General features: G+C 45.7%; 14 protein-coding genes. 8 read left to right on the top strand and 6 right to left on the bottom strand.

Annotated features, from left to right (window positions below; translation table 11 throughout):
* Nucleotides 1–48: 48 nt before the first annotated feature.
* The 4 genes from QUB20_RS16670 to QUB20_RS16655 form a co-directional block, all read right to left on the bottom strand.
* Nucleotides 49–1434 (bottom strand): TIGR03279 family radical SAM protein, encoded by a 1386-nt coding sequence (locus tag QUB20_RS16670; RefSeq protein ID WP_333247544.1) that lies wholly within the window; start codon nt 1432–1434, stop codon nt 49–51.
* Nucleotides 1435–1592: 158 nt separating this feature from the next.
* Nucleotides 1593–1925: a hypothetical protein gene (locus QUB20_RS16665; protein ID WP_333247542.1), complete on the bottom strand. Its 333-nt coding sequence runs from the start codon at nt 1923–1925 to the stop codon at nt 1593–1595.
* Nucleotides 1926–2154: 229 nt separating this feature from the next.
* A complete protein-coding gene (locus QUB20_RS16660) occupies nt 2155–2304 on the bottom strand; it encodes a hypothetical protein (protein WP_333247540.1) in 150 nt (49 codons plus the stop codon).
* Nucleotides 2305–2489: 185 nt separating this feature from the next.
* A complete protein-coding gene (locus tag QUB20_RS16655) occupies nt 2490–3392 on the bottom strand; it encodes an undecaprenyl-diphosphate phosphatase (protein WP_333247539.1) in 903 nt (300 codons plus the stop codon).
* A 322-nt stretch (nt 3393–3714) separates the two neighbouring features.
* On the opposite strand from QUB20_RS16655, the gene QUB20_RS16650 reads away from it, so the two are divergent.
* A complete protein-coding gene (locus QUB20_RS16650) occupies nt 3715–4326 on the top strand; it encodes a thylakoid membrane photosystem I accumulation factor (protein WP_333247538.1) in 612 nt (203 codons plus the stop codon).
* Between the two features lie 532 nt (nt 4327–4858).
* Nucleotides 4859–5920, top strand: coding sequence for a mannose-1-phosphate guanylyltransferase (locus QUB20_RS16645; RefSeq protein WP_333247535.1), 1062 nt, complete (start codon nt 4859–4861; stop codon nt 5918–5920).
* A gap of 114 nt (nt 5921–6034) precedes the next feature.
* On the opposite strand, the gene QUB20_RS16640 is transcribed toward QUB20_RS16645, so the two are convergent.
* Nucleotides 6035–6619: a Uma2 family endonuclease gene (locus QUB20_RS16640; protein WP_333247533.1), complete on the bottom strand. Its 585-nt coding sequence runs from the start codon at nt 6617–6619 to the stop codon at nt 6035–6037.
* 297 nt (nt 6620–6916) lie between these two features.
* On the opposite strand from QUB20_RS16640, the gene QUB20_RS16635 reads away from it, so the two are divergent.
* From QUB20_RS16635 to QUB20_RS16610, 6 genes are all read left to right on the top strand, one after another.
* Nucleotides 6917–8569, top strand: coding sequence for an AarF/ABC1/UbiB kinase family protein (locus QUB20_RS16635; protein WP_333247590.1), 1653 nt, complete (start codon nt 6917–6919; stop codon nt 8567–8569).
* Nucleotides 8570–8865: 296 nt separating this feature from the next.
* Nucleotides 8866–9072 (top strand): hypothetical protein, encoded by a 207-nt coding sequence (locus QUB20_RS16630; RefSeq protein WP_242717741.1) that lies wholly within the window; start codon nt 8866–8868, stop codon nt 9070–9072.
* A 233-nt stretch (nt 9073–9305) separates the two neighbouring features.
* Nucleotides 9306–10250, top strand: coding sequence for a UV DNA damage repair endonuclease UvsE (gene uvsE / locus QUB20_RS16625; protein WP_333247530.1), 945 nt, complete (start codon nt 9306–9308; stop codon nt 10248–10250).
* An 86-nt stretch (nt 10251–10336) separates the two neighbouring features.
* Nucleotides 10337–10669 carry a hypothetical protein gene (locus QUB20_RS16620; RefSeq protein ID WP_333291498.1) on the top strand — a complete coding sequence of 111 codons (333 nt, stop codon included), beginning with the start codon at nt 10337–10339 and terminating at the stop codon, nt 10667–10669.
* 173 nt (nt 10670–10842) lie between these two features.
* Nucleotides 10843–11514, top strand: a complete 672-nt coding sequence (locus QUB20_RS16615; protein WP_333251046.1) for an SOS response-associated peptidase — start codon at nt 10843–10845, stop codon at nt 11512–11514.
* Nucleotides 11515–11664: 150 nt separating this feature from the next.
* A complete protein-coding gene (locus QUB20_RS16610; protein WP_333055830.1) occupies nt 11665–12051 on the top strand; it encodes a VOC family protein in 387 nt (128 codons plus the stop codon).
* A gap of 21 nt (nt 12052–12072) precedes the next feature.
* On the opposite strand, the gene QUB20_RS16605 is transcribed toward QUB20_RS16610, so the two are convergent.
* A partial coding sequence (locus tag QUB20_RS16605) for an RNA-guided endonuclease TnpB family protein (RefSeq protein WP_333291496.1) occupies nt 12073–12403 on the bottom strand: 331 nt, incomplete at its 5' end.

Raw genomic sequence — 12403 nt, 5'->3', positions numbered from 1 at the left:
GTCACAATTACCCTACTCATCTTAACTTTTGAATGTTCGATTCAAAATTTAGAATTTAACTTCAGCATTTGCCAGACCGATCGCCGTCGAGATTAGTTCCTCTACTCCGCTCACCGGCAAAATCCGGGTTTTTAGCGAGCTGGCGAGCTGTTCGAGGGTCATGTCGTCGAGAAAACGCGGTTCCCCCTGTTTTAGCATCACCGACGGCAGCAGAATGCCATCTCCCAAGTCTCGCCCCTGCAAAGCTTCCAGCAAATCTTGCCCGGTGAGCAAACCCGTGACAGTGATAGTTTGTCCCCAGTAGTTGCTGCACAGTGCGGCCATGTTGACGGACAAGCCGGGAATTTGGTTTAGTTGTTGTACGATCGGCTCAAAAGCTTTTTCGACAGCATTCCCCACCACCCAAACTAACTTGCGCGCAGGCTCGACTGGCATCGGTTGCAGCTTTTCAAAAGCCGTTTCAAACTGCTGGATAAACTGGCGAATCGAACCCACACCATTACCAATTTGCGGATAATCTTCGTAATCAGCAGCCGACGGCAAATCTAAACCAGCGATTAAAAACCACTCGTCAGCCAGCCAAATACAGCGCGATTTTGCATTCTGCTTTTTCGCTTTTCCGCCGCCTTTTCCTGTACTCAAAAGCCCTTGAATTTTCTGCACTTGCTCGATTACTTCTCGCGCTTTTTGGGCAGTTACTGCGATTAGTTCATCTTCGGCTGGGCGAAAGCGAGTTAAACCCACCGGCACTACAGCCACCGATGCTACAGCGGGAATACTTCCAGTATGAAACTTTGCCAAATCTAACAAAGTGCGTTCTAAATGTTCGCCATCATTAATACCGGGACAAACAACTACTTGAGCGTGAATTTGCAAGCGGCGTTCTTGAAACCATTTGATTTGTTCTAAAATCTTCCCAGCCCGGAGATTTTTTAACAGCCTAATTCGCACTTCTGGTTCCGTAGCGTGTACCGAAACATAGAGAGGAGAAAGCCGCATTTGTTCGATTCTGTCCCACTCTTTTTCAGTCAGATTTGTGAGAGTGAGATAGCTACCATACAGAAAGCTGAGGCGGTAGTCATCATCTTTGAGATACAAAGTTTCCCGCTTTCCCGGTGGTTGTTGGTCAATAAAGCAAAAAGGACAGCGATTGTTGCACTGAATTAGTCCGTCAAAAAGAGCAGTTTCAAATTCCACTCCCAAGTCTTCGTCATACTCTTTTTCTATTTCTAATTTGTGAGTTTTGCCTTTAGTGTCTAATACTTCTAATTCGAGAAATTCATCCGCGCACAGGAATTGATAGTCAATCAAGTCGCGGGGTTTTTGACCGTTGACGGCGACGATTGAGTCTCCGGGTTCAAATCCCATTTCGGCGCAGATGCTGTCGGGGATAACTTTGGTGATTAGGGCGGGCCGGATTGATAAGTCGCTCATGGTTATTAGTTATTAGTTATTAGTTATTAGTTAGCGGAGAATGTTTACAGTTTAACTTGTCTAGGCTGACAGAAGCGATCGGGCGATCGCTTCTGCCAGTCTAGGCGGGTGAATTGTCTTTAACAGAATTGACTTGTCGGGTTGCTAAATATACAGCATTATATTTTTTCCATAAACAGTTCTGCAATCCGCACCTCAAAAGTTATTCCGGGTAGCTGAGGCTGCCATCCAAGTTGCACAGCTTGCCGTATCCATTGTGTTGCATCACAGGGTGTTACTGGTTTCACTTCGTTAGTACGCCAACATTGAGGATGAGGTCGATCGGTGATGATAACTAACACCGAACCCCGTTTTTGGGCGTGTTCGACACCAACATGAATATTTCCGCCAGCGTAGCATGATTGCGTATAAGTAGCTTGTCTTCGGATTAGCCAGATGAAAGTTTCCCCATCAACAATTATTTTTCTGGCTCCTTTTTTCGGTATTGACATAGTTTGCTAAGGTCGATCGCCTTTAGAATCAGAATAAGTTCTGGGTTGTGAATTTAGCTTGGCTGTGAGAGGATGTATCAAAAATATGTATTTATGAAACTCAAAATTTTGACGGGGTTCCTGACAGGCTTAGTTGTTTCTGCCAGCACAACAGCGCTCTTTTGTCAACCCAGCCTTGCGGCAAATAATCCCTTTTTTTGCGAGACTATTCCATATATTAGCACTGGGATTATGAACGGAGAACCTGTTTTAAATCTGATACTATTGTTCCCACAATTCCGGGAGAGATAAAGAAGGACATCGCTACACCAATGCTAGCACCATGAACCAGCATAATTAGCGTTAATTGTTCATTTTGGCGCTCGCTATCTTCAGGCATTCTATATCCTTCACGGCGACGCTCACTTTGAGTTAAAAGCTAACAGCTTGTCAGCTATTAATAAGCTTTTTATGAACGGGCAAGATGCCCGTCCCACAAGAAAATTTACTCTTTGTGGAACAGGCATCTTGCCTGTTCTTGTTTTGTGGAACAGGCATCTTGCCTGTCCTTGTAATTATAACAACCTACGCATTTTTCACTGCCCCACCTGCGATCGCCGTTAAAATGGCCACGCCAAAAGCTAGCCGATACAACACAAATATCCACGTCTTTTGAGTTTGCAGGAACTTCATTAGCCACGCGATCGACAAATAAGAAAACACAAATGATGAAATCGTTCCCACTATCAAAGCTGCAACTCCCGCATCGCTGATTCCTTGTCCCAAATCACCCCTTAATTCCACTAATCCAGCCAGAGTAATTGCCGGAATTCCCAATAAAAAAGAAAACCGCGCGGCGGCGGGTCTTTCCAATCCCATGAACAATCCTGCTGTTAGAGTGGAACCCGATCGCGAACACCCCGGAATCAAGGCGATTGCTTGAGCTAATCCCATCAAAATACCGTCTAAGACAGTTAACTTTTCATAAGTGCGATTGCGCTTGCCAATTTTTTCTGCTATTGCTAACAGTAGCGACATGACGATCGAAGCAATGGCGATACTGGCCAAACTTCTAAGTGGCGAGTTGTCAAAATCTGGAACCAATGCCTTGATTAGCAGCCCAAAAAAGACTATAGGTATTGTTCCCAAAACCAGTGCTACCGCCATTTGAAACTCATGGGATTTGTAGTTGCGCTGCACCAGGGCTTCGAATGCACCAACAGCTATATTTGTCAAGTCTTTCCAGAAATACCAAAGCACTGCAACAATGCTGCCCAACTGAATAACAGCAGTATAAGCCACTCCGGGATCGCCCCATCCCAGGGCGATCGGCACTACCTTCAAATGAGCGCTGCTGCTGATAGGCAAAAACTCTGTTAATCCTTGTACAATTCCTAAAACAAGGGCCTGCGCCAGATTGATTTGAGCCGGCCCGGAAACATCAGCAGCCGGCGTTTGGGCGACGAGTGCATCAAGCAAAGCTATCATTAGTTGTAAATTCCCAGTTTTCAGTTTCTAGTTATCACTTGGATTTAACATCTTGCATTATTTTCAGAAGCTACAAGCCCATGCCACCACAAATAAATTTTATTGTGGCGCGGACACTTCCAGCCCGCCCCTAAAAAGCCGATCGCAAATAGTGATCTTGGGCCTGTAGAATCGCCTTGTCGATCGCCACTATCAGCAATTTACGATCGTCGAGCCGAAACTACTTTAACCTACTCAACAACATTTGCCTACATTTTGCTGATAAACTTAGGAAAGTTTTTGCATCTGATTTCGGTTTCCTTACAGCAACTGCCCACAACCTATGATATTTCCTGAGAAAAAAAAATCACTTGTTACTGCTGCTTCTGGCATCCGCTGGCTGAGGCGAATCTTGTCAGCCAGTCTTGTAACAGTGGCGATCGCACTTAGCTTCATACTGCTAAGTGGCACGGCCCCAGCCTTGGCAACTCTTACGGACGATCGCTTTGACGGTACAATCTTTGCCCTCTACGCCGGCAACGGTTCCCTAGTTCCTCCTAAAGTCAAGATCACAGATTCTTTCAAACGCAATAAACCCGTATTGTTAGTGTTTTACACTGACGACAGCAGCGACTCCAAGCAATACGCGATCGTCGTCTCTCAACTCCAGGAATTTTACGGTCGCGAAGCCGATTTTATGCCCATAACAGTTGACTCTTTGCCTCCACAACCGTCACCCGAAATCACCGAACCAAGCCATTATTACGAAGGTTTCGTACCTCAAACAGTCATCCTAGACCAATCGGGAAAAGTAGTTTTTAATGAGAAAGGACAAATACCATTTGAACAGGTAGATGATGCTTTTCGGAAAGTATTTGACTTGCTGCCCAGAGAAAAATCAATCCCTCTCAAACGCCGTGTCGTAAACGAACTCAATATCGAATTGTCGAAGTAATAGGTAATAGGTAATGGCTAATTGCTAGTCGCTATAGCAATTTTCAATGATTCCTTAACCAGAGTTTTTCTGTCTTATATTGAATAAGGTACGCTGTGGCGCACCTTACATTGCTCGTGATACTAATTGGATTGAAAAAGTGACAGGCAGAAGATAGAAGGTAGAAGTGAACAAACCTGACGGTCAACTGAGTACAGTTAGACCGCAGGCTTCTTTTTCCTTTTTTTCAAAGGCTTTTTATAGTGAGGTAGTTCCACCCCCACTTGCTAATATAGTATCAGAGTATTTCCAGATCCTCAAGGGGTATAAAAGAATAATTGTCGCTTTGGGTACCTACACCCGACGCTTCTTTCCATCCCAAGGAGTAATTTATTCGGGGTACGGGGCGCAGCGCTCTGATTAATCCCCTCTAAATATACCGAGGGACTTCCCGGCTGGTAGTTAAAAATTAAGCTAGGGGTAAGGACACGGCATTGCCGTGTCCCTACCGGTATCAAGGCAAAATAGATGTGAACAGTTTAAACTTTAAACAATGAGTAGAACCTTAATTCCTGTGATTCTGGCCGGCGGTAAAGGCGAACGTTTCTGGCCACTAAGTCGCAAGCAGCGGCCCAAGCAGTTTTTGAGTCTCGACGGTAGCGGCAAGAGTTTGCTGCAGGCTACTGCGGAAAGACTTTTGGAATTAGGTAACGGTTGGGACGATTTGTGGGTGGTAACGTCGGAAATGTTGGCGGAGGGGGTTCGCGAACAGTTGCCGCTGTTACCGCCGGAGAATTTGCTGGCGGAACCAGAGGGCCGAGATACTGCGCCGGCTGTGGCCTGGACTGCTATAGAAACTGCGAAGCGTTACGGTGAGGATGCGGTTGTTGGTTTTTTCCCGGCGGATCACTGGATTGGGGAACCACAGGAGTTTATCAAGACTTTGGAGGCGGCGGCCGAGTTGGCGAAAAATCAGGATGCGATCGCCACTTTGGGAGTAAAACCGAGTTATGCTTCGACTGGTTACGGCTACATCGAACAAGGCGAGGAAATTGGCAGTTTTGGGGGTTTTCCGGCCTATCGGGTGGCGAGGTTTACGGAAAAGCCCGATCGCACAACTGCGGAAGAATTTGTAGCCAGCGGCAAGTTTAGTTGGAACGGCGGAATTTTTGTCTTTCGAGTCGGAACAGTCTTGACAGAATTGCGAAATCATGTACCGGAAATGATGGCAGCTTTGGAAGCAAAAGGCGCGCAGGCGTACTCGGAATTACCCAAAATAAGCATCGATTACGCGCTGATGGAGAAGACGCAAAAAGCCTGTGTTCTGCCCGTAGGCTTTAGCTGGGACGATTTGGGAGATTGGAATGCGATCGGTCGTTTGCTGCAAGGAGACAAACCGAATGTGGAGTTAGCAAAACACGTCGGAATTGATACGAAGGGTGGCATTTTTTATGCAGCCGATGAGAATGAGGTGATTGTCACCATTGGTCTAGAAGATGTGGTAGTTGTCAGAGATGGCAATGTGACTTTGATTGTGAAAAAGGACAGGACGCAGGAGATTAAACAGGTAATTAAAGTGTTGGGAGAAGATGAGAAATTGAAAGATTTGCTGTGAAGGTGAGATGAGGCCGCACGACACGGATTCTGATGGCGGATACACCAACTATTCATCACTGTTGATCCAGGCATTCCTTTTTGAATCTGTGTTGTGCCTTACTCTTTACTTTATTTACATAATTTCTTCTAAATTCAACACAAAACCAGGCAGTACATCTTCCCCTGATAGAGTCGCAGGATTTTCGATAATTTCAACATCTTGACCGGGGCGATAAATTTCTACCCGCCGATTTTGCCTGTCAATTAACCACCCCAATCTAGCACCGTTATCTATATACTCTTGCATTTTCTCTTGAAGTTTTTTCAAGGAATCAGTCCGAGAACGCAACTCAACAACAAAATCGGGACACACAGGAGCAAAACTGTCTTTTTGTTCGGGTGTTAAAGCATCCCAGCGTTCTTTTTTGACCCAAGAGGCATCAGGAGAGCGATCGGCACCATTGGGGAGTGTAAAGCCTCCCGAAGAGTCGAAGGCAACTCCTAGATTATTTTGCCGGCTCCAGGCTTGAAGTTGATACGATAGATCCATATTGCGCTTGCTAGTTTCACTGCCTGTCGGTGGCATAATAATTAATTCCCCTGATGCTGTACGTTCAAACTGATAATCGCGGTTGTGCTGACAAAGCTGAAAAAATTGCTCGTCACTTAAGTTGATGGATAATTCGATCGAATTGGTAGGAAATTGGATGGCAATCATGTCTCTTATACGGTATTAAACACATTGAGAATCGGGTTTGTAATAACTTACTCATTTAATTATCGGACACATCTTTTCAAGTCAATAAATTTAATTATAAAAATATCATGTCTGCTTTAACTGTATATTACTATGAGGAGCAATGCCACGGTCAAAGACCGATCGCCCCCACCTCCGAAAGCTGTCACGCCCCATTGCCACCACCCCCAAGTTATTCCCCAAGACACTGGTCAGCTTGGTCAACAGCGCTATCCTAGTAGTTATATAGCCCTTAAACCCGATCGACCCGGAGGCCCCTTGTTTAGCCTAGTTCAAAACACTTCTCGCAAAGGAGAAATTCTAGAGGTCGTCTTCCGCAACGGTTGGGACTACATGAAAAGCCTCCTAACCGGCCGCAAAACCGACGCACCCAGTCTCCCAACTCCAGCAGTTCTCCGCAATATCCTCGTCGAATTAGGCCCAGTATTTGTCAAATTGGGACAATTGCTGAGCACCCGTCCCGACCTTTTACCGGCCAGCTACATCGAAACCCTCTCCACGCTACAAGCGGAAGTGCCCCCTGTACCGTGGTCGCAAGTAGAAGCAATCGTCCGCCAGGAACTCACACAATCTCTCGAAAATACCTTCGCTAAATTTAACACTCAAGCCGTCGCCGCAGGTTCGATCGCCCAAACCCACAAAGCTACTTTAAAAGACGGCCGCGAAGTCGCCCTCAAAGTTCAGCGCCCCGGTATTGATATTGTCATCGAACAAGACATCGCCGTGCTCCGAGGTTTGGCAGAACTTGTCATGCTCACAGACTTCGGTCAACAATACGATATTGTCGCCTTAGCAGAAGAATTTGCGATCGCCCTGCGTGCAGAACTAGACTTCATTCAAGAAGCCAGCTACACAGACGAACTGCGCCGCAATTTATCTAAAAGTAAATGGTTTGACCCCACACAAGTTGTCCTACCAGAAATTAACTGGGAGTTGACTACAAAAAAACTCTTAGTAATGGAGTGGCTGAACGGAGTCCCAATTTTGTTAGGCGACTTGCAAGGAATTCGCCACAAAGGAGATATAAATGCCGAACGCGAAGAAATTACAACGCTGCTTTGCCGCGTTTTCTTCCAGCAGTTATATATCGACGGATTCTTTCACGCCGACCCGCATCCCGGCAATTTATTTTATCTCAAAGATGGCCGGATAGCTTTGCTGGACTGCGGCATGGTCGGCAGATTAGACCCGCGAACTCAGCAGAATTTGACAGAAATGTTGCTGGCAATTGTCGATTTAGACGCTCAGCGCTGCGCTCAATTAACTTTAGAAATGGCCGAATTTGCTCAGCCGACAAGTTTAGTTAATCTAGAGAACGATTTAGCTCGAATGCTCCGCAAGTATTACAATGTCAGCTTGTCGCAAATGAACTTGTCGGAAATCTTTTATGAGGTGCTGGAAATCACCCGCAAAAATAAAATTCGACTGCCCAGCAATCTCGGTTTGTATGCAAAAACTCTAGCTAATTTGGAGGGACTGGCGCGCTCTTTTAATCCCCGATTTAATATTGTAGAGCAGGTCAAACCGCTGATGACCGATATGTTTCGGCGTCAGTTATTAGGAGATGATCCGATCCAAGCTCTGCTGAGAACTGCCCTGGATCTCAAAAGCTTATCTTTGCAATCTCCGCGACAGGTGGAAGTCCTTTTAGACCGAGTTACTTCGGAAACTTTGAAGTGGAACTTGACCCTAAAAGAACTCGATCCGCTACGCCGCACTCTGGGGGATTCTGCGAACCGACTTTCTTTTAGTATTGTCGTGGGTTCGCTGATTGTAGGGGCGGCAATTATTTCTTCTAACGCACAAACTCCTCAGCTATCTTTTCTGAGCACTGGTTTGTTTGGGGCCGCGAGTTTTTTGGGTTTTTGGTTGATTATTAGCATTATGCGATCCGGGCGTTTGCGGGGATAATTGTCAAGAAGAAATGGGGAAAATCATGAGATATATAGCCTTTCTCAATTTTCGTGAGGTACGCGAGCGACAAATTCCAAATCCGATCGCCATTCGCAGAGAGATATAGAAATTTTCTGGGTTAATCTGTGTTTATCTGCCTTAATCTGCGGTTTTCCTATCTACCGCACTGTTGCCAAGAAAGGCTATAGCATCCTCAACTATTAAGCAACATCTCTGACTTAAGATAGGCGATCGCCCGCAGCAGCTAAGTCTAAGCTAGAAATTGTTCCATAAACCTAATTGAGGAAAAACAGATGAGCAGCGGTCACGCCAGCCATAAAGGCTCTTCCACAAAACCCAATACCAACACTAACGGTCAAATTACATCCCCTGCGGACCAACCCGCTGATCCGCTAAATCAAGAAACATCCGGTTATCCGTTCCATAATGAAGCAATGGAAAATCCTGTTGCCACCGCGCGGCCCGACGAAGAGGCTGAGTCTGGCGAAACACAGCAATAGTTATATCGATTAAATTGGCATCGATATGCTATCTGCGACGCGGTTGATTAGAGGTTTGATAAAAATTAGGTTTGTACTAATTACATCTTGCACTTCCAGAGTCCGCCAGCGATTTCAATCTCTGCCGGACTCTTTAGGCAGGTTCAGTAGTACCTAAAAACTTCAAGACTAAAAACTCAAGTCCTTACCAAAAACCTCTTTTACATAAAATTAAAGTTAGGAATTATGGCTAAATGAGCGGGATTAACCAAGTATTGGAACAGGAAAAATTGCCGGAATTGGGGCTAGTTTGCATTACAACATCCGATGCAGTTCGCTTTCGCACTGTCACGCGCAAACGACTGTTACAGCTTTCGGAAACTGAACAAGAAACTGTATTGCGCGAGCTTTATGCAGACAACTTAAAACGACTTGACAAAGCGATCGACTTCTGTTCAGCTAATCAGATTAAGCTCTACCGGATGACTTCTGCACTGTTCCCTTTTGCAGATACAGATTTGGGGGAAGCAGTGCTACACTCCATGACTGAGGAATTGCGGAATACGGGCGATCGCGCAATTTCCCTCAACATCCGTTTGGTACTCCACCCCGATCAATTTGTCGTCCTCAGTTCCGACAAGCCTGATGTCGTTGCAAATAGCATTAAAATTCTCGCGACTCATGCTTTAATTTTAGATATGTTGGGACAGCCCCGATCGCCCCTGGCACTGATGAACATTCACGGCGGCAAGAGCGATCGTACTTCGCAGCTCAAATCAGTCATCCGCGACTTGCCAGAATCCATTCGATCGCGCTTAACCTTTGAAAATGACGAATACGCTTACAGTTCCTCGGAAATTTTAGAAGTTTGTCTCGATACCGGCGTACCAATGGTTTTTGACGCCCACCACCACGTCATTCACGAACATTTAGAAACTTACGACGATCCCAGCGTTGCCGAAATGCTCGCAGCAGCCCGCACAAGTTGGTCTGTTCCTGAATGGCAATTAGTGCACATATCGAATGGAAAAGAGTTTTTTGCCGATCCGCGCCACAGCGATTTAATTACAGAAATGCCTAATTGCTATTATCAGGCTCCTTGGATTGAAGTAGAAGCTAAATTCAAAGAATTAGCTATTGAAAAGTTGCGCGCCGAATGGTTGTCTGCGAATGTTCCACAATTTAGCAATGTCTCGTAGGGTGGGTTTTACCAACAATAATTCCCTAAAACCAATCATCGCGCAAATTCACCCCCACTTAACGGTAAATCGCAAGAACAGGCAAGATGCCTGTTCCACAAAGAATGAATTTTATTGTGGGGTGTCTCGCCCGCCCAAGAACAGGCAAGATGCCTGTTCCACAAAGAATGAATTTTATTGTGGGGTGTCTCGCCCGCCCAAGAACAGGCAAGATGCCTGTTCCACAAAGAATGAATTTTATTGTGGGGTGTCCCGCAAGAACAGGCAAGATGCCTGTTCCACAAAGAATGAATTTTATTGTGGGGTGTCCCGCAAGAACAGGCAAGATGCCTGTTCCACAAAGAATGAATTTTATTGTGGGGTGTCCCGCCCGGTTTAGTCCGACAATCATACAGGGGTTTTTAACCCCTGTCTCATAGCTACAGTCCTCTAAAATAGGACTAAAATAGATAGATATTGAGATCATATTTCCAGTCGGTTTTAACCGACTTTAGCTTTGAGGCAGGGGTATAAACCCCTGCCGGACTGCCGGATTACCCGACTGTCGAACTGCCGGAATCGGTAAAAACCGCGTTAATACAACTATAAAATTATGTGCGGAAGATTCACTTTAACTACTTCAGGTCAAATCATAGCCGAATTCTTCAAACTGTCGGGAGTTCCCGACATCAAACCGCGATACAATATCGCCCCAACTCAATCAGTTGCCACAGTAACAGTTGAACCAGAAAAAATGCAGCGAGAGTTCCAATTTATGCGCTGGGGTCTGATTCCAAGTTGGGCAAAAGACATCAAAATAGGCAGCAAGATGATAAATGCGCGAGCGGAAACTGTAGCCGAAAAACCAGCTTTTCGCAGCGCCATCAAGCACAGGCGATGTTTGATAGTCGCTGACGGTTTCTACGAATGGCAGCAGCAGGGAAAGAACAAACAGCCTTACTATTTTCAAAAGGCAGACGGCGAACCTTTTGCTTTTGCCGGTTTGTGGGAAAATTGGGAATCTCCTGAAACAGAAAACATTGTATCTTGCACTATAATTACTACCGCTGCTAACGAAACAGTGCAGCCGCTGCACGATCGAATGCCCGTGATTCTCCCCGACAGCGATTGGGAACAGTGGCTAGATCCTGCTGTTAAAAATGCTCAGGAAGTTTTGCCCTTGTTAAAGCCCTATGCTTCCGAAGCGATGAAAGCAAAGGCCGTAAGTGCGATCGTCAACAGTCCAAGTAGAGACAGTCCCGAATGTATTAGCGATCGGCAATAAATCATTGCAGCCGACAAAACCGAGATAGTTTGAGTTATGATGTAAAATGATGTTTGAGTTGTAGCTTGGGTTTTCTAAAGATCAGTTTAACTCAGTTGTTATTTGCTCAAACATTTTTTAAATCTTAACATCAGTTAGAAGACAAAAAATATGATCGGATATGTTACACTCGGTACCAACGATATTGAAACGGCAGCCAAGTTTTATGATGCTTTGCTGGCTGAAATTGGCGCTCGACGATTCATGGAATTCGACGGATTTATCGCATGGAGCGTTTCTCCAGAGGAACCAGCACTTGCTATTATAAAACCCTATGATGGTAACACAGCAACTGTTGGCAATGGAGTCATGATAGCTCTTCAGGTTGACAGTCCAGAAAAAGTTAACTTAGTTTATAACAAAGCGATCGAACTTGGGGCTAAGGATGAAGGGCCAGCAGGACCAAGAGGCGCGTTACCGGGGTTTTATGCGGGATATTTTCGCGATCTTGATGGGAATAAGCTGAACGTGTTTTGTTTGACATCCACCCCGCCGTAGAACGGCGAGGATTCCCAAACCTCACGATTTAGGTTTCTGCTTCTGTCCCTTACGGGGTTTCGCACCTGCCTTAACAGATTTACTCTGTTCGGGTCTTACAGTCGCTCCACAGACTGCCACGGCAAGCCCTGCCGCCAAAATATTCTTTGCCGCGTTGATGTCTCGGTCATGGTGTGTCCCGCAATTAGGACAATCCCATTCCCGGATATTCAACGGCATCTTGTCAACGATGTGTCCGCAATTGCCACACCGTTTTGAACTCGGAAACCATCGGTCAATCTTAATTAAAGTACGACCGTACCACTTACACTTGTATTCAAGTTGCCTGACCAATTCGCCCCAACTTGCATCA

Source organism: Microcoleus sp. B4-C2 (assembly GCF_036705265.1).
Lineage (GTDB): Bacteria > Cyanobacteriota > Cyanobacteriia > Cyanobacteriales > Microcoleaceae > Microcoleus.
The sequence above is the reverse complement of the archived record's forward strand: the minus strand, read 5'-3'. Positions and strand labels throughout refer to the sequence as shown.

Bases quoted from the DNA above. Each gene is read 5' to 3' on its own strand.
- QUB20_RS16670 (WP_333247544.1), bottom strand. From the start codon at position 1,434: ATGAGCGACTTATCAATCCGGCCCGCCCTAATCACCAAAGTTATCCCC.
- QUB20_RS16665 (WP_333247542.1), bottom strand. From the start codon at position 1,925: ATGTCAATACCGAAAAAAGGAGCCAGAAAAATAATTGTTGATGGGGAA.
- QUB20_RS16660 (WP_333247540.1), bottom strand. From the start codon at position 2,304: ATGCCTGAAGATAGCGAGCGCCAAAATGAACAATTAACGCTAATTATG.
- QUB20_RS16655 (WP_333247539.1), bottom strand. From the start codon at position 3,392: ATGATAGCTTTGCTTGATGCACTCGTCGCCCAAACGCCGGCTGCTGAT.
- QUB20_RS16650 (WP_333247538.1), top strand. From the start codon at position 3,715: ATGATATTTCCTGAGAAAAAAAAATCACTTGTTACTGCTGCTTCTGGC.
- QUB20_RS16645 (WP_333247535.1), top strand. From the start codon at position 4,859: ATGAGTAGAACCTTAATTCCTGTGATTCTGGCCGGCGGTAAAGGCGAA.
- QUB20_RS16640 (WP_333247533.1), bottom strand. From the start codon at position 6,619: ATGATTGCCATCCAATTTCCTACCAATTCGATCGAATTATCCATCAAC.
- QUB20_RS16630 (WP_242717741.1), top strand. From the start codon at position 8,866: ATGAGCAGCGGTCACGCCAGCCATAAAGGCTCTTCCACAAAACCCAAT.
- uvsE (WP_333247530.1), top strand. From the start codon at position 9,306: ATGAGCGGGATTAACCAAGTATTGGAACAGGAAAAATTGCCGGAATTG.
- QUB20_RS16620 (WP_333291498.1), top strand. From the start codon at position 10,337: ATGCCTGTTCCACAAAGAATGAATTTTATTGTGGGGTGTCTCGCCCGC.
- QUB20_RS16615 (WP_333251046.1), top strand. From the start codon at position 10,843: ATGTGCGGAAGATTCACTTTAACTACTTCAGGTCAAATCATAGCCGAA.
- QUB20_RS16610 (WP_333055830.1), top strand. From the start codon at position 11,665: ATGATCGGATATGTTACACTCGGTACCAACGATATTGAAACGGCAGCC.